A 25,957-nucleotide genomic window follows, 5' to 3' on the forward strand; every position below is an offset into this window, starting at 1 on the left:
GTGAAAATTAAGCGTTGTTTGAGTGGTTCCAAGAGCGGAGTGTTAATAGCTCGCCTAAGACGTAATCTGCCCCCGCAGAAAACACTCCTGTCTTTGCACTCACCTCTTCCAACTGAAGAACCCTGGCTTTTTTGAGCGCCTTCTTCTCTGGTGCCACCATCAAAAAAAGCCGAGCTCGACTCGCGTACAAAAGCTCAATTAAGCGCTCTATTGAAGAGAGTAAAGCCAAGTAGGTAAGGCTCTCTGAATGCATGAGAATGAATGCATCCCCTTCCACTCGATAGGTGATGGACGCCAAGGCACACCCAGCCACTGACCATTGCTCTGTGAGCTCTCTGCCACTTAAAAACCGCTCATATTCGGTGATAGCGCAAAGTTGCTTTAAAAACTGACGCCCACTGCCCTTTTCATTCAAACGCCGCCACTTTCCATTTCCCTCAGGAAGATGAACCAAGCCATAGTTTCCATAGCGAAAACGTTCAAACCTTTTTATCAACTGAGGTTTGTTAGGAAAGCAGCATGATTTGAGTTCATCTACACTGTTTTCAAGCACTCTTAGAATTTGAACCATACGCTCTGCCGTTGGTTGTACCTTCTCGCTCTCCCAGCGAGATAATGCGTTAACATCCAAACCGACAAACAAGGAGAAAGGGAAATGACGTAGCCGTTCAACTAACTCTCTCTGTGACCACCCTCTGCGTTTTCGTGTGATTCGAAGGTGTTGAGAAAAGTTCGTCTCCACCTTTACCTCCAAATGCCTTAATTGACTTATGAATCAAGCAGTTAAATAGGCATGCAAAAGTTAGGCAATATGGACATGCTCTGTACGTTTGAAGTTCACGAAAGATAGAATATGCCCCAAGTTAGTTGAGGTCATCTTCCTGAAAAATAAAAGGAAAGACTCAAAAAAGCATTTTGATTCAATGGTAAAGAACGAATACCGTATTGCGGAAGCGTTTTGCTAAGAGCAATCAGTTTTCTATAGAAAACGAATGGATTGCCATAGAAATACCCAATAAATGGGCGTGAAAAATCCCCCCTAATTGTGAGAGTTTAAGGTGCAAGGCACTAGAAATCCTGAGGTCGCTCTGGCTTCCTCAATGTATAAGGTGGGTAAATGGTTTTGCGATTAGCTAAGCAAAGAAGTAGTCAAACAGCCGCAATTGCGCCCGCCTGGTATCTTCATCGGATATTCCTATGTACCTCAGTGTGGTTGAGACCGATTGATGCCCAATGATGGTGGCAACCAAGCCGATGTCCATATCACTGGAATGATAAAGGTGACGAGCAAAGATTTTACGTAAGCTATGACACCCAATTTTGTGCTGACGTAACTCCTCAATGCAGCAAGATAAGCACGAGAATACGCGCCAACAAGCTTGCCTTGAGATAACGCCACGTTGCCTTTTGGCTCGGTTACTGGCTAACGTCGCCCGTGAAAAAATCAGGCCGCTGTCCTTGCCCTGCCATAACTTTCGACGCTTTTTCAGCGCGGTCAAGGTTCGTGAACTGAGATAAGCCACTCGCTTTTTGACCGGTGCGCTCTTTGTCGCTTCTTCCAATCTCACTTCAATACTGTGCTTCCAGCTGCGAGGGACCAGATCAACGATGTTCCGGTAATCACAAACGTAAACAGACAACAGCTTCGCATGATCACGTTTGTAATAGTTGAGCAATTCATTTTTAACGCTTTTCAGTACTTTATGACGCGCTCTAGCTTGACGAGCAAGTGTCCCTTTACTCTCAATTACTGTCACTTCACCAGATTCAAAATTAATATTGTCGTAGCTCAGCTTGGTGATATCGGTAATTCGTAATCCCGTTTCAATGCCTATTCGCCATATCAGCCAATAAACTTCGTCATGATGACGCTTAAGGTATTTTTCTGCTTTCTTTACAACGCGCTTATCGCTAATTGCTTGCACAGTACTCATGCATATACCTTCCGTTATAATCATTTATATTTAAAATATAGACCAAGCAAACATAAACACCCCAAATAAGAACTGTACCTAATAACATGTTCTCAATAAAAACGATGGGGTATATTTATTTAATAACACAAATTAACAATGGCTCGCCGAATGCCATCCCATTCGTATTCACTCTAACGACTATATCAACTCGTTTTCAATTACTCACAATGGTGGTTTGATGGCTAAATCCATAATTTAGTTTGATAAATGATCTAATTTGCTAACCATACTGACTTTTTTATCAAAAAGATGGCGGTTTATTTGGTGATATGAACGGCATTTCGGTGACGCAGTTGGTGTATTTTTGTGATCAAGCGCAAAGAGGAAGGTTATGGAAGGAAGGTCACACGGCTTAAGGCGTGGTTTATGTAGGATCTGCTGCAAGAGAACAGATCCTACTAAGTGTTGTTCTCGATGTTTTTCGATTAGTTGAAAGCCCTCGCTAACTGCCCGCTTCCAGATATTTGATACTGCTGTGCCGCGCAGCAAACAAATATAGACTCCCCAGCCTGCAAGGTCACGTGTTCCCCTTGGCTAATGACGCAGACCTCTCCCTGCAAACAAAAAAGAATCTCTGGCCCACGGACGAACTCCGTCAGTGCTTTATGGGATAACGAAAGCAATTCAAAGTTAAAATCTTCGACAGGGATAGGGAACCCCACCTTGTGCTCTTTCACAATAGGAGAGAGACGAATCTTTTCCAATTCGGTGGCTTCAAAACGAGTGTTGTCCATCAGCTCAGGTAAATCCATGTGCTTTGGTGTGAGGCCCGCGCGAAGCACATTATCAGAGTTAGCCATCAGCTCTAAGCCAACACCCTGAACGTAAGCATGCGGCGTTTCAGCATGAAGAAACATCGCTTCACCTGGCTCTAGCTCAACAATATTCAACATGAGTGGAGAGAACAGACCAACGTCATCACTAAACTCAGTAGCAAACTCACGAATTAGCTCAAACGCTTCCCGAGCTTTCAGTGTTCGGCAAGGTGCGCTTATGGCTTGGTTTAATTGCTTTAACGCAAGTGATTTCTCCTCCCCCGCTAAACTCATAACCCGAGCAAAGAAGCACTTTAATCCCTGTTCATTAGCAGATGCTTTAAGCTGCTCCAACGCTCGTTTAAGAACCGTGATTCTCGCCTGCTCAAACAAAGAGATGATGTCTTCAACCGGACGAAATCCGTTCATCGCCTTGTAGAAAGTAAGTGCGTAAACCAACTCTGGTTTGTGGTTGCCATCTTTGTAGTTGCGAGCCGAGTCATTAAGTGCCAAACCAACGCGATTTTCTTTCTCAAAACCGATTTTTGCTTTAGACAACTTAGGGTGCACTTGGACCGAGAGCGGCTTAGCGGCAGCCAATACTTTAAATAAGAATGGCAACTGACCGAAGCGCAGATCTGTGTAGTCCCCAAGCGCATGCGTCGGAGATTGCTCAATAAGTTGTGCCAAGGTTAATTCAGAGCCGACCAATCGCGAGCAGCCATTGGGGTGAGCCCCCATCCAAAGTTCAGCTTGCGGTTGAGATGTTGGATTCTCAATACCGAATAGCTCGGTGAGCGCAGATTGGCTTCCCCAGGCGTAATTTTGGATAACATTCTCTAGTTTAAATAGATTTTTCTTCATATCAGCGAAATTTTGGATGTACGAACCCCCACTCAAAATGAGCGTGACTTAAAACGAGGGATACACAACGAGGAAAAGTTGCAAATCTACATTGCGACTTTTCCCTCTTTGATTTGGCTGGCTTCATAAGATCCACCAGCCAACGATTCGATTAAAGCAGTAAGAACAAAAATGCCGAGATGATGACACCAACGCCTAGTACTACCGGGTAAGCAATATGGCTGATGTCTTTTGCGACATTATCCTGTTGCGCCGTCTCTTCTTCTGATTGAGTAACTTGAGGCTCGCTCTCAGCATCATCTTCTCCAAATAGCGCCATGATCTCTTGAGTAGTGCGCGCAGCGAGTAACTGGTCACGGAAGTCATCATCAACCAGCGATGAAGTCAACGTAGTGAGCACCTCCATGTGTGTCGACCCCGCCTCTGCTGGCGGAATCGCTAACAAGAAAATCATGTTGACTGGTTCATCACCATCTAGACCTTTCCACATCAGCTCATCTTTGACAAATGCACATGCGAAGACGGGCTCTTTCACTGCCTCTGACTTGCCATGAGGCACGGCTAAGTATTCTCCGAGGGCCGTCGGTCCCTCCTCTTCGCGCTTTAATACCGCTTCAAGAAATTGTGCTTTATTAGTAAGTTTGCCTGTTTGTTCAAGCTTGTCCGTCAGTGCATTGATGGCGCTGAAGCGATCTTCAAACACAGCATCAAGCATGATCAGCTCAGGAGTTGTAAGTTGGGCAAGTTTCATGATGTGTTCCTTATTTTTGCTGTGTCAGCCAAACAAACTGGTACGGCGCCAACTCAAATTCTGTTGGCATCAACTGTTCACTAATCAGGTCAAAGCCAGAATCCGCTAACACAACAGCTTGAGCTTGTGATGTCAGATTAACCGCAAATCGAATGGCTTCTTCACCATCGCCACGTTGCAATGCAAAGATACCATCACCCAAATTCAAGACTTGTTGCGAAGCCTGTGGTGAAAATGCGGCGTATTGCTGACGAAGGTTCAACAAGTGCGTCATTGACTTGAATACTTTTGAGCGCAGAGAGTCTTCATTTGCCAACTCACTTTCTAGCTTAGATAAATCCAATTTTTCACGGTTGATGCGTCGGTTAATCCCTGAATCGAGCATACCTTGCACATCATTTTCGCTACCCAACAAGCTGTGGTAATAAATCGCGGGTACACCGATGAATGACAGTAAGATAGATTGAGCTGCGATGAACTTCTTCGCTTTGTCGTCAATGCTGTCAGTCGGCTCGGTAATCGCACTGAGGTAGTTAATATTCAGCTCATAAGGCGATTGGGTTCCATCACCGTTATTTTGTAGTTCACTCGACCGCCTTTGCGCTCGACTTGCGCGCACATCATTTGGCGGTCTTCATCCGTCAGTATGCCTTCCGTTGGGCGAACCCCAATCCCATCATGACTAGCAAGGAAGTTAAAGTACGTAGTTTTATCACCTTGGGCGAGTCGCGCCATCGCTTCATTTGTCAGCGAAGTCGCCCATTGCGTCAATGTCTCGCTATTTTCACTCATCAAAGCGTGCAGCGTTAATGGCGGCAGTGGGAATTGATAAACCATGTGCGCTTCATCGCCAGCCCCAAAGTAGGATACATTCTCTTTGTGCGGCACATTGGTCTCAGTGATCAACAATGCCCCTGGCATCACTTCATCCAGAATGATTCGCCATAGCTTGATGATTTCATGCGCTTCTTCTAGGTGAATACATGTGGTTCCGAGCTTTTTCCAGATAAAACCAATCGCATCAAGACGAATCGAGCGTCCACCGTTCGCCGCGTACATCAACAAGATATCGATGCTTTCTAAAAGCACTTTCGGGCTGTGGAAGTTAATGTCGATTTGATCGTCCGAGAAAGTCGTCCACACATGTACAGTCTCACCCGACGCCTTGCTAAACGGAGTGTGGAGCGGCAACGCACGGGGGCGCGTTACACTTGAATAGTCAAGGCTCGGATCAGACTCTACAAAGTAGTCTTGGTATTTAGCATCACCCGCTAGGTAACCTTGGAACCAATCACTGCTCTTAGAGATATGGTTGATGACACAGTCGTACATCAGGTCAAAGTTCTCAGATAGTGCATTCAATTGCTCCCAATTACCGAGATTAGGATCCACCTGACGGTAATCAACCACACTAAAACCATCATCCGAGGTGTAAGGGAACATTGGCAAAATATGAATGTTGCTCAATGCCCCTTTCAAGTGGCGGTCAGCGAATGTCTTCATCGTCGCCAGCGTGGGTTCCGCTTGAGCAGAAAAGCTGTCGCCATAGGTGATCAAGTAAGAGGTACCTTGGTCCACCCAATTTTGATATTGCGGTGCTTTGTCTTGCCACTTTTTCATTAGAGCAAGAATATCATCGGTAATTTCTGTCGCGCTGGCCTCGCCATATAGCTTGGCAACTTTATTGTAAATCGAATTAGCAATCATGATTCTCTCCTACTTCTCTTTGTTACCAAGCGTTAAACGCACATCTAAGCTGTTATTCGGGCGCACAATGTAAGCGCCATTGAGTGGATGCTCGCGATAGTTCACCAATTCAACGTCTGCAAAATGCTTCAGCGAATCAAGGTCAAGCTCGATTGGACTCTCAGTTGGGTTGAACACGCGCAGAATGATCGCATTATCACGGTAGAAAGAGTGCCCTAAGCTGGACAGTTCCAGCGCTTGCGGTAATGAGAACAGACTGAATGAAGGTGAATGCTGTCTCGGTTCAAAGCGAACTTGGAAGCGTTCGAGACGATTTTCAAAACTATTCAGCGATTGTTTTTGGTACCCAAAAGGTAGGTCCAAATAACGGCGTTCTAACTGACGAATGGTCTTGTGCTGGGCGTTATCACACAGAGCCAGAGCAAAGCTAAAGCTCATCGCTTTTTGCAGTTGAGCATCAGGCGTATATACCACTGTGTTGTTGATGCCAGATGCACGCCCCGGACGCCATAACAAGTCATCCTTACCAAGTCTTCCGGTCGACTTAAACAAAGTCAGTGCGATCTTATCGCTTTCTGAGCCTTTCAATACCTGAAACTCTTTAAGGCCACGTCCCGTTATAATCAAAGCTCGCTCCGACTCAGCAATCGCGACAGAACCATCTGTGGTTTCAATATCGACAGGACACTCTCGGTACTTTTCACGCCATTGCGCTAGGTCGGGAGCAACAGGACGCTCCATCAGTGCGAAAGGTTGAGTGCTGATCGAAGTATCAGTCTGAAGATCTGAGTTAATCAGAACACGTACACGGTGATCGCAAGTGTTGTTCACTGTGTTGATATCAAACAGAAGCTGGGACTCACCACTAACCAAACTCATCGTAATGTCGAAGACCGCTTGTCTATTCTGCTCACCACTTTGTCGTACCGTCAGATCTTGCGGCACTACTAACGTTGCTCGAACAGATAAGCTTTGTTGCGTTTCACCAACCGTACATGACAACCACTCAAGCGAAGTGCTGTAGTTTGGTGTATCACCTTCCAGTGGTGAGAAATCGTAGGAGTCGCCATCGTCGGCTTGCTCTTCAAACGTCAATAATTGCTCGATGACGCGGCCATTAATTTTGTCTTCTAAGCGCAATTGACCTTGCTCTAAAGAAACTCGCAATGCTTGGTTTTCGATCACCGTTTGCTCGCTGTTCACTTGCTCTGCATTGGCTTGCTCACAAGCTTGAACTTCAAAAACGCGATACCCCATTGCAGGTAATTCAGAAACAAACACATTAAGCTCGAATCGGTAGTATGGTGGTACGTCGACTTCCTTCTCGCCGTCTTTCGTTACCTCAATGATCTTACCGCCACTCAATGTTTCTTTCTTGAGCACTTCAATCGGTAGAGGCTGACCAGAATCCAGAACCGAAATGTTCTCACTCGCACTAAATACAACCGCTTTGACCATCCCGTTGTAAGGCGTCATTTGACCGTTGAATAACATCAACTCATCATCATGACATGCACTGGCAATCTCTTTGATAACGAGATTGTAAAGGCCGTTACAAATCTCTTCCGCTTGCTTGAGACGATGCATGATATCGGCGTTGGTGGCATCGCTATTACATCCACCCATGCTGTCATGGGCATGACATTCAAGGATTTTTTTCCAAGCGATATCGACTAACTCAGTGTGTACGGTAATACCTTGAGCCTTCGCGATAGCGATCACCACTTCAAGCTTCTTCAACAAGAACTGTTCAATTTCAAAGTTGAGTTTCTTGATGTCATAACGGACTGAACCAATGGTTTTATGGATGCGCGTGTAGCGTGGCAACTTGAACTCACCTTGGTACGTCTCAAACGCTTGGTCATTATCACGTAACACATCAACAAACGCTTCCATCGATGAAATCACGTAAACATCTTTACCCGAGCGCTCAGTCGCGGCTTGTAAGGTTTTTGGTAACTCAGGGTCGATATTCACTTGGTCACCACCCGATGGAATCAACACTTCATCCAAACCTGAAAGTGATTTGATCTTTTCTACCATCGGGAAGATTTTCTTATCCAGATGATCAGGCGTCGCATTGATGTTCTTCGCTGCGCCATAACCATGAACTAGGTTGTAAGCATAGATCTCGTCGCCCCCAGTCGAACGCCAGAAGAAGTGCGATTTTTCGACCTGCTGGTCATAGTCAATACCGCGCCAGAAGATAATGTTATCGATACCCATGCCTTTAAAAATGGTAGGCATTTGCGCGTTATGACCGAAGGTATCTGGTAAGTAACCCACCTTCATACTGTGGCCAAGTTCCTCAGCGATATGCATACCGTATTTCAAGTTACGGATGATCGATTCTGCGGCGACGTTGTAGGTATCGGTTTGTGTGTACCATGGTCCAATAAACAGTTTCTTCCCTGAAACCAATTTAGCCATGCGCTCCTGCATGTAAGGTAGGACTTTAAGATAATCTTCCACAATAGAGGACTGGCCGTCTAAGTGGTAACAGGTATAAGCCTCGGTGTTTTCAAGCGTTTCAATTACTTTGGTAAAATTGTAAGTCGCGAGTACATCACTATCCTGTTGGGTGAAATACCACTCACGATCCCAGTGAGTGTGAGGAATTACGTGTACTTTAGCCATTGGCGTTGTCTCTAAATCTTGGTCTGAATTTTATTGGAGGAAGATGCGTCTTCCTCCGTTGAAAATGGTTAAGCTTGAGTAGGCTGAGGTTTAGTGCAAAGCAGCAGAGCCACAGCAATAAACAGAGAGCCGGCAATAACAGAAATGGTGTAGCTCACAGGATCAGACGATAGGAACCATCCCCATACTGCCGGTAATGGCAAGCTTTGGAATACGTTCAGCACTACGGCTAACTGCGTACCGATGATGGAACCTAAGATCATGATTGGAATCATCTTCGGGTTCTTTAGGATGAATGGAATCGCTCCTTCTGAAATACCAATTAAGCCCAGCATCAAAGACGTTTTACCGACGGTTTGCTCTTCTGGAGAGAACACTCGCGGACGGAATTTGCCATCAAGTAAGGCAGCAAGGCCAACACCGATAGGCGGGATAACGATGCCCAATTCACGGGCAATCAAATCAAAACCTTCGCCCATGCCATTGAGACCTAACGCCACCGAGCCTGCGGCTTTGTTGATTGGTCCCCCCAAGTCAAATGCAGTACCTGCCGCAATAACCATCGAGTAAATGCCGCGACCAGCATCACCCGCTTCGGTAAACAGGTTGATCATGGCGATGTTCAAAGCCCCAAAGAATGGATTGATGACGTATTCCATCGTCAGCACCATCACCACACCCGTAATCGCCGGGACCACAAGCATGGTTTTTAACGTGGTAAGCTCTGATTTCACTTTGATCGTGTCGTTCAAGAAACGTACGAGATAACCAACCAGGAAACCAATCGCGATGGCGCCAAAGAAGCCAGAAGGCGCCCACCCCTCTAGGTCGAAAAAGCGTTTGTACACTTCGTCACTCATCACGCCGCCAATAAAGGCAGGAATCAGAGCGGGTTTACCAGCGATAGAATAGGCAAGGTATGCAGCAAAGATTGGGTACATGAACTTAATGGTCATGAAGCCCAATTTATCCAAGGTTTGAATCGGAGTGCCGGAGATATCTATGAACTCACCGGTGATCTTGGCAACCGCCATGAGAAGACCGCCTAAAACCACGACAGGTAGCATGTAGCTGATACCTGTCATGATGTGGCCGATCGCAACTTGATACGCCGAGCGCTTTTCTTCAATTGGAAGCTCACTCAATGCCGCCGACTTTTCTTTGCCACGTTGGAAAACCGTTGGCAACAAAGCATCCACATGTTTGATCAGCTCTTGAGTTCGCACTTTTAATGGGTTGGCATTATCAAAGCGCTCCATGTCCATGATGGGTACGTCAACGGCTAGCACGACACCATCAGCGGTTGCGATGTCGTGAGCAGTCAATCGGTTTTTCACACCATCGCTGCCTTGGGTTTCCACTTTGACTTCATAGCCATGCTTGTCAGCCCAGCTTTTGATTTTTTTAGCTGCCATAAAGGTATGTGCAATGCCTGTAGGGCAGGCGGTGACTGCAACCAGCTTCTTTTTACTCATGGGTCTATACCTTGTTATTTTTTACTGCGGACAGTATATGAACCCCAACTCGGCTCAGATATTGTTTCCTCATACAACTCACGTATCACGATACATCTGTGATCCGACGCAAAGACAACGCGGCCATTTTCAAGCGTAATACCGACAGTTTTCTCAATAATAGTCAAAAGCGATGAACACTTTTCGAGGCATAGAGCGCGTTATCTACGAGTATCTGATTGGGCACGCTAGTCAGCTGCATGAGATCTCGGCAAAAACCATAGCCAACAAGGCACTTACCACTACAACTTCGGTCAATCGGGTTTGTAAAAAAATGGGGTATGCCAGCTACACAGAGTTGCGCTATAAATTGGCAAATGAGTTGAAAGAACAGGCACAAAACCTAGAGGGTGAAGAGTGCGAGCAAAGTGTCATTTCACAAGTGGCAAAGACACTGAGTGGCTCCCCTGTTGTGTATCTGTACTCTCGCGGCGCATCGATTGTGAGTGTGAACTATTTGTCGCGCTTTCTTTCTCTGGCGAATATTCCTCACTTGGTGATCACAGATATCCACCAGCTAACGCGGGCTGAGCTCGGAACGCTCTTGTTAATCAGTAAATCTGGGGAGACACAAGCCGTTGTAGAGATGGCGCACAACGCCAAAAGAAAAGGTCTTAAGGTGATGGGAATCAGTCGAAAAGGCTCTACATTAGCGCAATCGAGCCACCTGAATATTCCTTTGGAGGAGCAAGTGGATGGTATTTCTCTCTATAGTCGAGAGTCGCAAATCCATATCCTTAATATCGTTGATAAAATCGGCAAAGAGCTGCTCACTTTTTAATTCGCCTCTGCTCTTATTTCCGATCAAAAAAAGCGGTCAATGACCGCTTTTTTTGATTTCTTTCGTTACTACAGGTTCATCACAAAACCTAAGCGCACTGCGTAATCGTTCTCACGGTTACCTTGTTCATCCACGTAGGTTTCATCGACAGAAACCAGCTCCATGTATGGCGTCCAAGTTTCATTCAACTTGTAGTTAACCATGATCGTGTGCTCCCAGTAATCATCTCGACCAGTGCCTTGATCTACGCCATCTTGGTAACGGTATCGAGGGTTGTACATCAGACCCACATCGCCGAAGTTTTTCGAGATCCAAAGATCAAACTGGTTAGAAGCACCACGAGTGGTACCAGAACCATCAAGGTAGTTTTTACCATTCGCATCGTTTGACCAGTTGTAGCGGTAACGCCCCGTTAGAGACACGCCATTGTCAAACGTCGTACCAAGCTTTAGATAAGGTCGGTATTCCGTCCAGTTCGGGGCTGTTACCATCACCAAACCTGGCGCCCAATACCAATCTTCACCAAGATCAAACTTGTAAGTTGCTTCAAATTCCTGTGCCGCTGCCTTCAAGCCATTCTTATCTGGATCATTAGAGTCATTACCAGCAAAGTAACCATCATTGTGGATTTGCGCGGCTTCGGCACTAAAGTAAAAACCCGTATCGAAAGTATGCATAAATTTCACACGGCTATCGCGAATATCAGACGCGGTGTTGTGACCAAAACGTACATCCAGCTTGGTCTCACCAGCAAAGGTAGGTAGGGCTGTCACTGCAACAAGAGTAGAACACAGTAGGGCTTTTGTTTTCATTTTAGACCTTTATATTGTCGTTAATAACTGATTCGCCGCCACTATATGCCCGTGAGTTTTACACTGTAAAAAGTATCATCGTACAATCGATGTATGCCGATTCGACTTGAACTTGAATCACACTAAAATTCTGCTTTTTCCTTCTGTTTCGCTGCAATTTAACGCATAAAAAAGACTCCCATTAGGGAGCCTTGGTTTAAATAGGGGGAAATAAAAATCTGTGTTTACTGAGCGTCTTTTTGCAGTGCTTCAAATTTCTTCAGTTGCTCTTGCTGACGCTTTTCTAACGTCGCTTTCTGCTCTGCTGTCAGTACGTTGTAGATATCGTGCTGTGCTTTCAATTGTGCCAATTGTGTATCAAGCTGTTTTGCATGCGCTTGTTTGATCAGCTTCGTCGCTTTCACTTCATCAAATGATGATGCTTTCACTAACTTCTCAAATTGCTTCGCGCTCTCTTGAACCGCTTTAGGATCTTGATTACCCGCCAGCTCGCTGCTCAGTTTGATTTGAATCTCTTCGATTTTCGCTTGTTGCTCAGTCGTGATGCTTTCTAGACCAAATGGCTTTGGTGCCGCAGGCTGCGCTGGTGCAGATTCTGCAAATACATTTGCGCTGCTTAGGAGTAGAATTGTCGACAATAGGTAGCGTTTCATTGGGGGAACCTTTTTTACTTCAATTTGGAGTTAGGTGAGACCGAGGCGATACCACATGGTTTCCTACATCGAATCAATATGAGACTTTCGTTCACAAAACTGAGTAAGTTAAAAATTGAACGGAACTTTAAAACAATTGAGTGACGACTTCGTCTTTTTCCGACGATTGACGTCTTAGTCATTGTTTAACTTGAATCTAAGCGCTTATGTTTACTTTTACCCCAGCAATCATCGAGATTGATACCCATAGAATCACTCTGTCACCTGACGACCAAAATTTGGTTGAAGTCGCACGTAAGGCCAAAGTGAATATCGCCGCGCCTTGCTTGAAGAACCATCGTAAACACGGATGCTGCCATGCTTGCAAAGTCGAAGTTGATGGGAAGCCACGTTATGCCTGTAAGGTAAAACCGAAATCGGGGATGAAAGTGGTGGTGCGTCGCCCTGATCTCGACACAGCGCGAAAAGAGGCGATAAAAGCCTACAAGCAGCAAATCAAAACGGGCGAAACTACGCCTTGTCAGTGTGGCTAAAGGCACGTTTCTATTGCCAATTCGGAAACAAAAAGGGCGACCATTGAGTCGCCCTTTTGCTGATTATTGTTTTGGATTGAGGATAATGGTGGTGCGTTTCGCTTTGCTGCCGAACGCTTGAAGTGCTTTGGCTTGCACTTCTTTCAGCGTCACGCTTTGCGCAGCTTTATCAACATCTAGCAACACATCTAATCCGTAGTCATGTACTAAATAACGAGTATATGCCCAGCTGCGTTGCCCCGGATTGTCATCCATGTCCTTCATAGAAACAGAAAGCTGTTTCGCGGCAATATCGACTTCTTGTTGCGTGATGTTTTTCGCTAACGCATCGAAGATCTTGTCTAACTGTGCATCCATCTTACTGACGTCTCTAGGATCGATTTGCGATTCAAAGAACCAATCTGAAACCTGCTCTCTGTCTTGCGTAATCGGATAAATACTCGGGCTGTAATCCAAGCTTGCTTCTTCACGCAATTGATCTGTTACTCGTGCTGCCGCAATGCGTTGCAACATGTCCTCGATCACCGTATCACGCGCGGTTCTTGGTGACTCGTGCTTGTTAGTTAAACGCAGCAAGTACAACGACGACGGCTCATTCCCTTCCGCCATCACTAAGCGGCTTTTAGCGTTAGGTTGAAACGCGACATGATAATCCACCGCCGCCCCTGTTCTGAGGTCAATGGATGCCACGTACTTGCGCAGCAATGGTGTAATTTGTTCTGGCTCAACGTCCGCCAAAATCACCATTTTAAAGCCACGATTCACCTTAAATAACGCATCATGCACGGCAAATACTTGCTCTTTGGTTACCTCATCCGCGCCATGAGTTAATAGCAAGCGGTGGCGACTGTTAGGTAAGTAGGCATTTTCATTCGCCGCTTTAACCCATTTACCCATTGGTGATTCAAAGAACGAGCGACGTTGCTGCACATACTCACGCTTCACCGCGTCGAGTTGGCGCTCATCGACTTTAATTTGCGTTGCCACGTTGTACAAACCGTTCATCGCACTGGCTAGGTGCGCTTTGGGCGCTATAACCTCTATACCATGATTCGTCGGCCCCAGAATCGGGAACAGTGAAATGTCGTTTTTGCGTAAGTAACTATCCAGCTCTGCGCCTGAGAAATCGCCTAAGCCACTACGTGCTGCTGACATTGTCGCCACTTCAAAAGCAGGATAGAGCGATTTATCAAGTGCCGCTTTACCACCTTGGCTCACTAAATATACGTAAGCGCGGTTAGCGGCTTTTTCATCTTTTTGGAACCAAACTTCAATGCCATTTGAGAGGGTGTAAACTTGGAACCCGCCCTTCTCTTCACGCACGTTGATAATGTCACCTTCTTGGCTCGGCTGAATAAAGCCATCTGTCTTAGCGTACATTTCCAACGGCTTTTCACCAGCTTGTGCATAAGCGGCGCTGAGCAATGCAAACTCACCAGCGAATTGCTGCTTACTTTCCGTTTTACCCAAACCAATCACAAAGTTAGCTGGCTCAGCAAGCAAATCTTCAAGAGCTTGGTTGGCATGGCTAAGATCATTGTCTTTCACAAAACTCGTCAGGCTTTGCTTGTAACCGTCTTTTGATTGGAACACCGAATCGCGCTCCAGTTGGAATACGCGAGCCTCTGCGTAACCTGCTGGCTTACGTTTCGCCCAATCCGAGTCGAGGTTGTTCAGCTCGCCGTACCAACTCGACATTACGTTCTCAAGCTCTTGTTGCGTGACACCATAATCACGCAAAGACGTCAGTGTATTGAGGAAAATTTGCTGAATATTGTCGCGACGCTCCGGAGCAAACGAGACACCTGCCGACATCATGCGGTGATAATTAGACGAGTAAGGCTGTGCATATACGTATTGGAAAGATTCAGCGGCGTTATTAAACACCGTCAGCAAACGTTGTTGAATAAGCTGAGCGCTCAGTTCATCTTGCCACGCTGCATGTTGCTGCTGCACCGTTTGTCGCGTGACAGAGTCTCGGTCGATGATCAGATGTAAGCTTGGCGACTCCATCTGGCTACTTGGCAGAATACGGTTAGCGTTGTTCACTCGTATATCACGACGATTTTCGAGCTCGATATCAGAGGTGCTTTCCCAGTTAGAGAACTTTTTCTCGATGATCTTGGTGATCGACTCAACATCGACATTACCGGTAATGATCAACTCGGCATACTGCGGTTGATACCACTTGTCATAAAACGTTTTTAACGCCGGAGAGGTGGTATTTTCAATTGAGCTGCGCGTGCCAATTGGATCGTGATCCGCATAAGGCGTCCCCTCAATAGAAGCTTGATAAGCATTGAATGCTAACGCTTTATCATCAGGACGAGAGCGTCGCCACTCCCCTAGAATCACCCCTTTCTCTTTTTCTACCTGCGTTGGGTCAAACTCAATACCATCACTGATATCGCGCATCCACGTAAGCGCTTCATCTAATTTACTTGGGTTGGCAAGGTCGAGCTTATAAGTCGTCTGCTGGTAAGTGGTGGTAGCATTAATGTCAGCACCAAAACTGCCACCAGATGCTTCAAACAACTTCACCACATCATTGCCAGAAAAGTGCGTACTGCCGTTAAATGCCATGTGTTCGATAAAGTGTGCATAGCCTTTTTGGTTGGCGTCTTCTTGGAACGAACCAACGTTCATCATCAAACGTACTGAAACTTCCTCATCTTGAGTTGGGTAGATGTGGTATTTCATCCCATTGGCAAGCTGGTCGACCGTCCAATTTGGATCGGCTTGGAGAAGTGTAGGTTGAGGAGTCAGAGCACACCCTGACAGCAATAAGGCGGGGAATAACAACGTGCTACGCATAACTATCGTCCCTAATAAAGATTAATTGAGGCAATATATCGGTCACGTCATATGCTTGATATTTAATATGAAATATACGCCCGAATAGTAAGATCTCCATCACACTTTATAAAAATAAGAATTATTTACAAAGCGTTAGGGAGCGCCTTTCTTTTAAACAAGTTAGCGCAAAAAGGCAAAGCACTGTGTTGAATATTTGCGCATTAACATCAGTACCACTCAAATACGCGACATAGATCTGAATTTATTTTGACCACTAAAATATAATGTCGCCGCTAAATACCTATTTTTATAAATATAAGAGCCAACTATAACTTTATGCTTAAAAATCTATCTCTAAAGAACAAACTGGCGATCTCTGCCAGTGCTGCCATCATCCTCGGGGGAGTGTTGGTGGAGGGGCTGTCTTTCCGTGATGCTTTGCAAAGACTTGATGTTGAAGTCGCTCAGCGCCTAGAAAGTACTAGCGCATCTTACAACCAATACGTAAGCGACTGGCTACTATCGAAAGAACGGGCACTCACATCGCTTTCTCAAGACGCTGAAAAATCAGCGATTGTGACGCACCTTAAGCAGGTTCGCGATTCTGCCGCGTTTGATAACGTCTTCCTTGCGTATCCAGACGGTTCTCAAGACAACGCGAATGGTGTTGTATTGCCACCGGGTAACGATGACCCTCGCCAATGGGGTTGGTACACCAACGCAATCGCAAACCCTTCGAAAGTCTTTATGGACAATCCAACCGTTGCTGCGGCAACAGGTGCAAACGTAGTGTCTTTGGGTAAAGCACTCCAGCTTCACGGTCAAACCAGCGTGCTAGGTGCAGACGTGGAAATCGGTGACATCCTAAATAGCCTGAACCAAGTGATTCTGCCTGGTGAAGGTTATATGTTCATCGCCAACGATCAGGGCAATATCTTTACCCACAACAACAGTAAGCTGCTTAACCAGCCCGTGAGCAAGCTGGGCTTAAATAACAGCGACATCGTCGCGGCTGCCAACTCTGGACAAGAACGCACCATCTCCATCAACGGCAAAGACTTCGTGGTTTACGCGAAAGCCATCGATGGCACCAAATTGACCACAGTAACGGTTCTGGATAATGACTCTTTGGTCGCCCCACTTTACGATGCCGTTTGGGGACAAATCATCGCAACTACGATTGTGGTGATCATCTGTGTGGCCTTGTTTAACCTATTGTGTAACATCCTTTTCCGTCCGCTTTACAACGTGTCAAATGCCCTATCGCAAATCGCCAATGGTAGCGGTGATTTAACTCAGCGCATCAAAGTTGAGAACCGTGACGAAGTGGGTGAATTGGCAGAAAACTTCAACCAGTTCGTTGCCAGTCTTCAGCAGCTTATCGGCCATATTCGTCATCAAGCGGAGAGCTTAAACGATCAATCAGAGCTGAGCACGAAACGGGCAAACCAATCGGTTGAAGAGCTTAACCACCAGCAACAAGAAATAACGCTTGTGGCAACAGCAGTGACCGAAATGGCCTCTGCGACGCAAGAGATCGCTTCTCATGCCGAGCAAACAGCAAAAGTGGCGCAGGACTCTTCCGTAAGCACACAAAACGGCCACTCACTGGTAGTGAACACCAAAGACTCGATCAACAACCTGTCTTCGGAAGTGAACCAAGCCAGCGGTGTTATCAGTGAACTGAACCAGCATGCTCAAGACATCAATACCGTGCTATCGACCATTCGTGACATTGCTGAGCAGACCAACCTACTTGCATTGAACGCTGCGATTGAAGCTGCACGTGCAGGCGAACAAGGCCGCGGTTTTGCTGTGGTTGCGGATGAAGTTCGTGTTCTATCGCAACGTACTCATACTTCGACAGAAGAAATCAAGTCCACCATCGAGACACTGCAACGCACAACTCAGCGTGCCGTTACTTTGATGGAACGCAGCTCTGAACTGGCAATAGGTTCGGTAGAAGATGCCGACCGTGCTTCCCAAGCGCTGGATGAAATCAACTCGGCAGTAGCAATGATCAGCGATATGGCGACCCAAATCGCCACCGCCGCAGAAGAACAAACCCACGTGACCAATGAAATCACCCAGAACGTTACTTCCATCAAAGACGTCACGGATCACTTGGTTATCGGGGCAGAGGAATCGATGAATCAGTCGTCTGAGCTGAAATCTCAAGCAGAAGATCTCAATTCGAAAGTGGCAACGTTCAAACTGGCGTAATTCTCGCTTCAAACCTCAATTCCAAACCCCGCCACGTTGCGGGGTTTGTTGTTTCTCCCTTGTGTAAATTGGGCTTAAATTGACCCGAAAGCCCCAAAAAACCGTACATAAGAGCAATACCATCGACATGATCACCCATCGACATCAGCAAGCTTCTTAGAGAGCGAGATGGGCAATATATTTCAGGGAAACGGCTTTTTAACCTTATTCAGGAACACTTGAAGGGGTGCGCTTATGAATCTTATGGACCTACCCAAAAAACGGGGCAAATGGAATCTAGAACTGTGCAAACAAAGTGCGGCGAACTACAAAACACGTACAGCCTGGTGTGAAGGATGCAAAGCAGCCTACAGCGCGGCCTACCGTAATGGATGGCTCGACCAATGTTGCGCTCACATGCAACGTGTCGGCGTCAAATGGACATACGACAAGTGCAAGCGAAACGCCAAACAATACCACACTCGTTCAGAATGGAATCACGGCTGCAAGAGCGCCTACCACGCAGCAAGGAAAAACGGTTGGATAGAAGATTGCTGCGCTCATATGCTTCCTTCTCGTACCGGTAAGAAATGGACATTCGAAACCTGCTCAGAAAACGCAAAACGATACGAGACGCGATCCGATTGGCAGCGAGGATGCAGCGGCGCTTACAACGCGGCCAATAGAAATGGATGGCTGAACGACTGCTGCACGCATATGAAGCCCATCGAATTGAAATGGGATTTGGCCGCCTGTGTCAAAAGCGCGCGAGCCTTCGGAACACGCACCGAGTGGATCAGTGCCTGTAAAAGCGCTTACCAAGCAGCCAGAAATCGAGGTTGGCTGGAGCAGTGCTGCGCTCATATGGGCGCCCCGAGAACACAAAAGAAATGGACGTTTGACGCTTGCATCCGAAGCGCGGCTGAATACAAAACCCGAACCGCATGGCAAGAAGGATGCAGTGGCGCCTACTTCGCCGCTCACCGCAATGGTTGGATGAAAAGGTGCTGCGCCCACATGCGTTCTGCACGTTCAAAATGGACGCTAAAAATCTGCAAAGGCAGTGCATCGTACTTCTCGACCAAAAAAGATTGGTTACGCTGCTGTCGCGGAGCTTACAACGCCGCTCATCGCAACGGTTGGTTAAGTGAATGCTGCTCGCATATGGCCAGACCTCGACCACGAGCAGCCTAGCAACCAGTAAGACAAACTCTCTTGGTTTCACCGCTGCAACAGTGCCTCTACTCGTTGCAGCAGATCCGTCACGAACCAATAATTGATTCAGATTAATAAAGCGTTAATCAGTCCAACATTAAAACCGTGAAGCACATAAAATACGCGTCCTATTTTACTGAGTAAGAGCTAACGAGTGACACGCGATCAATTTGAGTTATTAGCGCCGGGCGGCGATCTGGATTCCATCAAAGCAGCCATTGCTGCGGGTGCCGATGCTATCTACTGCGGACTCGACCGTTTTAATGCCCGCAACCGAGCCACCAACCTCACTTTAGATAACTTGAATGGCGTGCTGATGCTAGCTCATCAGCACAACTGTAAGATCTTCCTGACTCTGAACGTGTTGATTCTGGAAAGCGAAATCCCAGCCATCGTGCGTTTGCTCAGCCAATTAAACACCACCGCGATTGATGGCGTGATCGTGCAAGATCTTGGTTTGGCTTACATTCTCAAGAATCATTTCCCAGATCTAGACGTACACGCTTCAACCCAGCTCAACACGCACAACGAAGGGCAGATCTTGTTCCTTAATCAGTTGACGGCGAGCCGCGTGAACCTCTCTCGTGAACTGAACATCAATGAGATCAAGCCTCTGGCTCAGTTTGGTCGTGAACATGACGTGATGATGGAAGTGTTTGTGCACGGCTCTTACTGCATTGGTTTCTCTGGCATTTGCTACATCAGCTCTGCACGCAACGGCGCTTCGGGCAACCGTGGTCGTTGCAGCCAACCTTGTCGCGAGCAATACGAAACCACCAAAACAGGCAACAGTTACCCTCTCAACATGAAGGACAACTCGGCATTTGGCGATTTAGAAGCGCTTGCCGATGCGGGTGTGTATTCGTTGAAAGTGGAAGGCCGCATTAAGAAATCTCACTACGTTTACACTGTAGTCGACAACTGGCGTAAACAGATCGACCGCTTGTGTGATGGCGTAGAATTGTCGAACGACACCACAGAGTTGTACACCGTATTTAACCGTGATTTCTCTAACGCGTTTTTGCAAGGCGATTTCGGTAAAGCGATGTACATCGACAACCCTCGCGATCACGCCGTAAAACACTTCTCAAAGATCTACAAATGCAAATCCGCCGATGATGTACAAGGCGTGAAGAAGAAACTCTACAACGACAAAACCGCAATCATTGAGAAGGTTGCAGAGAAGACTCAAAATTTTGATGTGACCTCAACGCAAGCCTCTGGCAGCAGCCTAAAAGGCGCGATTGATGTACCGACTTTGCCGGCGCTGCCTCAACCAGCAATGCGTGAAGGCGCTCCGAAGCTATCTGTCTTGATTTCATCATTAGAAGATACCGCACTATGCGAAGACAGCAATACCGATGTGTATTTCCAGCTACCAATGGGGTTAGCGGGTGAACTGAATGCGATGATTGAGCTGTTCCAAGCAAACCCAAGATTGAAACCTTGGTTCCCTGCGATTTTGATTGGTGACGATTACCAAGCCTCACGTGCATTCTTAGAAGCCGTGAAGCCAGAATTGTCGATCACCAACAACTCTGGCGTGGGCATTTTGGCTCAAGAGCTGGGATTAGGTTGGGTTGCAGGCCCGCAGATGAACACAGTGAACTCCTACTCGTTCAAATGTTTGCAAGAAGAGTTCGCCGCAAGCGGTGCGTTTATCTCTAACGAGCTGAACATGAAGCAGATGCGCCACATTAAGCGCCCGCACAACATCCGCAGCTACTACAGCATTTACCACCCGAACACTCTGCTGACCAGTCGCCAGTGTTTGTTCCAACAAACCGAAGGTTGCCGCAAGATTAAGGTCAACAAAGGTTGTTTGAAGCGTTGTGACAAGCGCACATCGATCATCAACCTAAAAGACAACCCGTATGTGGTGCAAAAACAAAAAGGCAGTCACAACTCGATCTACAGCGAGCACAACGTGTTGAACCTAAAAGTTCTGCAAGATTTGCCTCAACTGTTAACTGACGTATTGATCGACCTGCGCGACATCCAGACAGAAACCAAAGTCACGATGACCAAACCTGAATTGATCGATGCCTTTACCGCTCTACTGAATGAACACAATGAGCAGCATGTTGAAGCACTTAATACTGCGATTCACCCAACGGCAAACGCTCAATACTTGAAAGGCTTGTAACGGAATCTCATCAGATTCAACTGCACAATTTATGGAAGACTTATGCACCCAATGAAGCAAGAAACACTGAGCTACTTTGATGATTTGAACTACAGCGTGATAGCGCAAACGGAAGCAGTTTATGAGCTAAAACAAAACCGTACGGGTTTAACCGTTGAGCTTAACTTCTCTGTACTTGGTAAAGGCAAATTGCCCACAGAGAGCGAACAAAGAACCGATAAGAAGCTGTATTTCATTGATATTGAAGACATCGAACGCATTGGGTTTGAAGCACTCGAACCTTTCGCGGTTGGACTTGGTGAACATTGCTCTATGGTGGTATTTGAAGAAGAGTTCTTTGAACAAAGCATGAAAGAGATGTGGATGTTCCTATCGAACGATCCGCGTGATCGTGATGTTTTCAACGACAGTAAGTTTTATCGCCCTTAACCCTTTCAAGGCGATTTTGCTCTTGATTTTTACCTCTTGGATGGCCGTTTTGAACACCAAAATCGCCATCCAATTTATCACTTTATCCCGCTTATTCTGACTCTGTACCAGCCTATTTTTGGGCTCAAGATCCACTTTTTCTCATCGTATTAGCAATTCATTTTATTCGCCCCAACAATGCTCTCCTACCCAACCAAAAGCATTAATCAAGTAAATACTCTAGCCACCAATAATCGACACCAATATTCATCCCAATCAATAAATTAGCTGAATTTATAAAACCATGTGCATATGGTGATTTTTTTCTGAATCGGCCTTCAAATTTTGAGTTGTTTCTTTTCATTTGTAACTGGATGTAAGCAAAAAATATAAATGATTTCGGCAGTGGTTAGATCAAGGGCCTTCCCTCTCTTTGTGACATTTGCTTAGTGTTTGAAGTCCTCGCCGGAAATCCCTCACGAATAGAAAATCAACAAGGACAGTCACTTAGCTTTTTTTAAAGCGAGTGATGAGGATTCAACAATGAAGAAAACAACAATCAGTTTGATGGTAACAGCGGTGCTCATGGGTTCCCCAATCATGGCCACCTCTGCTCTTGGTGCAACGCAAGAAAACGTTATAACAGCCGCTCAAAGCGAGTCGGTCTCTGCCACGATAACCGTGCCACAGGTTGACCAGTGGTACTCACAAGCGCAGATCGATTTGAAAAATATCTCAGGCCAGCAATTAGATTTAGCGGACGCAGAGATTTGGGTAACGTCAGACAAAGACGCGACGGTGAATAGTTCATGGGGCGCACCTTTTAATGTCAGCAGCCCTGCTCCCAATACGTTTGTCTTTACTCATGACAGCACGTCACAAATTCTAAACGATGGTCAAACGGCTCAAATCTTCTTTGGTCTCAATGCCAGCAATGGTGATTACATCGATGGAAACGACGTGCACGTCGAGAAGGTGATCATCAAGAATGATCCTGCACTTCAAGGCAAAATCACCCTACAAGCACCAAATGCACCACACGCCAGCCTAGCCGCGGCATCGATTTTGGTCGAAGGTGAAAACTACAGTGAGACCGTGTCTGTCCCGTGGGGAAGAAGCTTTGTTCTGGAGCACCTCCAAGATGGCGAATATCAAGTCACCGCTCAAGATGTAACGAGCGAAATGGGGATTGCCCACGCCTCCTCACCAACCTCAACCGTGACGGTCGATAGCGATGCAACGCAGCCGAGTGTTTCCGTGCAGTACGATGCGTTTATTTACTACGCGACCATCTCGCTCACCATGCCTGCACTGGAGGGCATTACGGCAAGCCTAACCACAGATGCCACCGTGAAAGCGGCAGGCACACAAGACGTTGAACGCAGCCTAGTGGTGCCATTTGGCGGCGAGATCGACATCAGCAAACTGCTTGATAACCACAAATACGATCTCTCCTACTCACCTATTACGGTAAACAACGTGCTTTACCAACCGAGCGACAACCTCGATGTCTTGGTCAACAAAGACACGGCGACGGAAATCAGCACTAACATCGTTGAAACGCCTATCGCGAGTGACGACTTCACTACCGTTCAAGCGAGTATTGTCGACTTACCTCAAGAAGCGATGCCAATTGTGCTCAACCTTGTCGCGAAAGATGGCTCTAGTCGCTACAGCTACGAGATTACTAGCTCGCCATTCACCTTACCTGACGACGTTAAGCCGGGTGAGTACGACATCCAAATCGATTCGGTGTTTGCTGGAGACACACGTTACGCCTATGACGGGGATGAATCTGTCTCTGTCACGCAAAGTGATGCTCCGTTGTTGCTAACGCTGCCATTCCGCGAAGCGATGAGCCTTGCAGTCAAAGGCTTCCCAGACTACGTAGCAAACGGCACGGTGACGAACGACAGCGAACAAACCACTAATGAAATCGGCGCAACCAAGGTCAATGCCATCTTCAAGTATGCTGGCTTGAGTGGTTCTGGTGATCCGGGCGTGATCTTGCCGAAAGACGAGCTTCCGCTGCATAGAACCTACGCGAACGCACAAAGCGCTTCAGAGCTTTCAGGCCATCACGTACTACCAGTGATGGTGGTTTACACCGCAAACGCAAGTGGTGGTGCAAGCTGGACAGACTTAGTTGATGATGAATTGCTCTACAAACATTACGCGACCTTCATTACTCAAGCTATCGCGGCGCAAGACTACGCGGCTGGTGATGGCAGCTCGCCAATGTCGTTTGTGCTTAACCCAGACTTCCTCGGTGAACTACAGAAAAACCCAAGTCATGTGGACGACCTAAACCAAGCTGGCGCGGTCAATGTGAATGACCAACTGGCTCGTGCGTTGGATTACATGAAGACGACCTACGGTTATCAACCACCAGTGGCCGTGCCTCAATTCGAGAACACGCTGAAAGGCTACATTGCGTCACTCAACTTCATCATGAATGGCTTGGCAGAAGACGTAACTTACGGCTGGCAAATCAACTTGTGGGCGGTAGGCTCTGCCAACTGGATTCACCAGACAGACGACCAATCAGCTGACAAAGGCCAAGAAGTGGCGAACTTCGTCAACTCGCTGGATGTTTACACTGGCACTTACCAACCAGATTACATCGTGTTCGATAAGTATGAGCGCGATGGTTTCGGCTCAGAAGCGATCGCGAACTACGCTTACAACGCCACCAGCTGGACGCGTTATCTATCGTATGTGAAAACCATCAGTGATGGCGTTGAGTCTCCGGCCATGATTTGGCAAATCCCAGGTGGCCACATGCCGACTCAAGATGAAGGCAATACACTGATCAACGTAGAGCATGAAGCGTCTGGCGGCTCTTACTTTATGGGGGATGCGCGCATCGGAACGGACATCAATAACGTACGCAGTGGCCTACTCGACAAGCAGCTCAATCCAACCACTTACAACGGTGCGAGTAACGTTCGCGAATTGCTAGAAAAAGATGCGGGCTACGACTGGTCTCATGTGGCTATGCAAGATCTACCAGCGAGCAACGTGTTTGCCTTACTTTGGGGTGGTGGCTCAACTACGGCGGTCGTTACCATTGGCTCGAACGGCACGGACAACGGCTGGCTAGACAACAAAGTCGACGCTTACGCACAAAACCCAACATGTTTGGTTGGGAACGATTGTGACGGCTCAATTTGGGGCGGTGACGGCGGCGATAAGCCACCAGTCGACAATAATCCACCAAGCGTTTCACTGTCTCCGAACTATCAGGTAAACAGCGGCGAAAGCGTAACCATCACCGCTAACGCTTCTGATCCAGATGGCGACGCGATTAGCTATCAATGGAGTGTCCCTTCTGACCTGACAGTTGTCGGCGACGCCAATAGCGAAACGCTAGTGGTAACGGCTCCGGTCACAGACCCAGACCTCACCTTCACGATTTCGTTGCAGGTTTCTGATGGCGAGCTAAATGCCTCAGACTCAACATCATTGAAAGTGATTGGCGATAACAGCGGTGGTGGTGATGGCATTTGTGCCGATATTCCAGAGTTCGAGCAAAGACAATATCAACCGGGCGAACAAGTGACCTACCAAGGCAACTTGTATCAAGCCGACCGTTGGACGGATTCGACTCTCACTCCTGCTGACCCATACTCAGGCTGGACATTGATTGACAGTTGCTCGTAACAGTCTGATTAATCAGCGTTAACCATCTAAACTCATAACATTCGATACCGTCTTGATAGGCGGTATCTTTTTGTTTAAATAATACATACTACTCTTTGAAACTACATTATTAAAAAAATCCCACCCTCTATTCACAAACAATTCACACCCCTAACATTTAAAACAAAACTTTAAACTAAAAATCAATATAACTTAATAAAACCCATTAAGCAGAATATTATTTCATAGGTAACAAACACAAATTACAGTATTATATTTTGTTTTTATAAAAACAATTACATCCACATGCCTTTAGAAAAATTAATAATAAAAAGACCATCGACAAGCTCTGGTGGTGGTTACAGACCTGTTGAAACCCTCCCTGCTCAACACGCCTCTCCTCAAGTCATTAAAGAAAAAGAAGAACCTACCCCTGAGTTTGAATTTAATATTAAAATCCATTGTTCACTTGAAGAACTAAATACATTGACCGTAGGTGTATTTAGTTTAAGCAAAACAAAAAAAAGAAGACGCTATCTCTCGATGGAATAAGTCGACTGAAGAG

General features: G+C 46.6%; 17 protein-coding genes and 1 pseudogene. 8 read left to right on the forward strand and 10 right to left on the reverse strand.

The annotated features are described in order from the left end of the window. Positions 1–7: 7 nt before the first annotated feature. The 7 genes and pseudogenes from KHO06_RS25745 to KHO06_RS25775 form a co-directional block, all read right to left on the reverse strand. Positions 8–742 carry a helix-turn-helix transcriptional regulator gene (locus tag KHO06_RS25745; protein WP_005429134.1) on the reverse strand — a complete coding sequence of 245 codons (735 nt, stop codon included), beginning with the start codon at positions 740–742 and terminating at the stop codon, positions 8–10. A 391-nt stretch (positions 743–1,133) separates the two neighbouring features. Beyond that, entirely contained in the window at positions 1,134–1,934 is an 801-nt protein-coding gene (locus KHO06_RS25750; protein ID WP_005429132.1) for a tyrosine-type recombinase/integrase, read from the reverse strand. Between the two features lie 467 nt (positions 1,935–2,401). Then, positions 2,402–3,595, reverse strand: a complete 1,194-nt coding sequence (gene manA / locus KHO06_RS25755; protein ID WP_212582877.1) for a mannose-6-phosphate isomerase, class I — start codon at positions 3,593–3,595, stop codon at positions 2,402–2,404. A 151-nt stretch (positions 3,596–3,746) separates the two neighbouring features. Then, the gene (locus KHO06_RS25760) at positions 3,747–4,346 is read right to left on the reverse strand and encodes a fructose PTS transporter subunit IIA (RefSeq protein WP_212582878.1); all 600 of its coding nucleotides are present in this window, start codon (positions 4,344–4,346) and stop codon (positions 3,747–3,749) included. Positions 4,347–4,356: 10 nt separating this feature from the next. Beyond that, a pseudogene (locus KHO06_RS25765) lies at positions 4,357–6,053 on the reverse strand (alpha-amylase family glycosyl hydrolase). 9 nt (positions 6,054–6,062) lie between these two features. Next, on the reverse strand, positions 6,063–8,690 hold the full coding sequence (locus KHO06_RS25770) for a glycoside hydrolase family 38 C-terminal domain-containing protein (protein WP_212582879.1): 2,628 nt from the start codon (positions 8,688–8,690) through the stop codon (positions 6,063–6,065). Between the two features lie 68 nt (positions 8,691–8,758). Next, positions 8,759–10,165: a fructose-specific PTS transporter subunit EIIC gene (locus KHO06_RS25775; RefSeq protein WP_045416206.1), complete on the reverse strand. Its 1,407-nt coding sequence runs from the start codon at positions 10,163–10,165 to the stop codon at positions 8,759–8,761. Between the two features lie 172 nt (positions 10,166–10,337). On the opposite strand from KHO06_RS25775, the gene KHO06_RS25780 reads away from it, so the two are divergent. Next, on the forward strand, positions 10,338–10,985 hold the full coding sequence (locus KHO06_RS25780) for a MurR/RpiR family transcriptional regulator (protein ID WP_038890412.1): 648 nt from the start codon (positions 10,338–10,340) through the stop codon (positions 10,983–10,985). 68 nt (positions 10,986–11,053) lie between these two features. On the opposite strand, the gene KHO06_RS25785 is transcribed toward KHO06_RS25780, so the two are convergent. Next, positions 11,054–11,797, reverse strand: coding sequence for an oligogalacturonate-specific porin KdgM family protein (locus tag KHO06_RS25785; RefSeq protein ID WP_005429124.1), 744 nt, complete (start codon positions 11,795–11,797; stop codon positions 11,054–11,056). A 224-nt stretch (positions 11,798–12,021) separates the two neighbouring features. Further along, positions 12,022–12,450, reverse strand: a complete 429-nt coding sequence (locus KHO06_RS25790; RefSeq protein WP_011999098.1) for a Spy/CpxP family protein refolding chaperone — start codon at positions 12,448–12,450, stop codon at positions 12,022–12,024. Positions 12,451–12,656: 206 nt separating this feature from the next. Between KHO06_RS25790 and KHO06_RS25795 the strand changes: the two genes are divergently transcribed. After that, positions 12,657–12,983: a 2Fe-2S iron-sulfur cluster-binding protein gene (locus KHO06_RS25795; protein ID WP_212582880.1), complete on the forward strand. Its 327-nt coding sequence runs from the start codon at positions 12,657–12,659 to the stop codon at positions 12,981–12,983. A 63-nt stretch (positions 12,984–13,046) separates the two neighbouring features. Here KHO06_RS25795 and KHO06_RS25800 read toward each other — a convergent pair whose 3' ends face one another. Beyond that, positions 13,047–15,797, reverse strand: coding sequence for a M16 family metallopeptidase (locus KHO06_RS25800; RefSeq protein ID WP_212582881.1), 2,751 nt, complete (start codon positions 15,795–15,797; stop codon positions 13,047–13,049). A gap of 318 nt (positions 15,798–16,115) precedes the next feature. On the opposite strand from KHO06_RS25800, the gene KHO06_RS25805 reads away from it, so the two are divergent. From KHO06_RS25805 to KHO06_RS25825, 6 genes are all read left to right on the forward strand, one after another. Continuing rightward, positions 16,116–18,002, forward strand: coding sequence for a methyl-accepting chemotaxis protein (locus KHO06_RS25805; protein WP_212582882.1), 1,887 nt, complete (start codon positions 16,116–16,118; stop codon positions 18,000–18,002). A 234-nt stretch (positions 18,003–18,236) separates the two neighbouring features. Beyond that, positions 18,237–19,175 carry a hypothetical protein gene (locus KHO06_RS26860; RefSeq protein WP_348638093.1) on the forward strand — a complete coding sequence of 313 codons (939 nt, stop codon included), beginning with the start codon at positions 18,237–18,239 and terminating at the stop codon, positions 19,173–19,175. 175 nt (positions 19,176–19,350) lie between these two features. After that, complete coding sequence (locus KHO06_RS25810) at positions 19,351–21,342, forward strand: peptidase U32 family protein (RefSeq protein ID WP_212582883.1); 1,992 nt, start codon at positions 19,351–19,353, stop codon at positions 21,340–21,342. A gap of 42 nt (positions 21,343–21,384) precedes the next feature. Continuing rightward, positions 21,385–21,771: a hypothetical protein gene (locus KHO06_RS25815; protein WP_077262672.1), complete on the forward strand. Its 387-nt coding sequence runs from the start codon at positions 21,385–21,387 to the stop codon at positions 21,769–21,771. A gap of 522 nt (positions 21,772–22,293) precedes the next feature. Beyond that, positions 22,294–25,413: a hydrogenase expression protein gene (locus KHO06_RS25820; protein ID WP_212582884.1), complete on the forward strand. Its 3,120-nt coding sequence runs from the start codon at positions 22,294–22,296 to the stop codon at positions 25,411–25,413. A gap of 285 nt (positions 25,414–25,698) precedes the next feature. Next, entirely contained in the window at positions 25,699–25,944 is a 246-nt protein-coding gene (locus KHO06_RS25825; RefSeq protein WP_212582885.1) for a hypothetical protein, read from the forward strand. Positions 25,945–25,957 lie beyond the last annotated feature (13 nt).

It is taken from the genome of Vibrio sp. B1FIG11 (assembly GCF_905175335.1).
GTDB lineage: Bacteria > Pseudomonadota > Gammaproteobacteria > Enterobacterales > Vibrionaceae > Vibrio > Vibrio campbellii.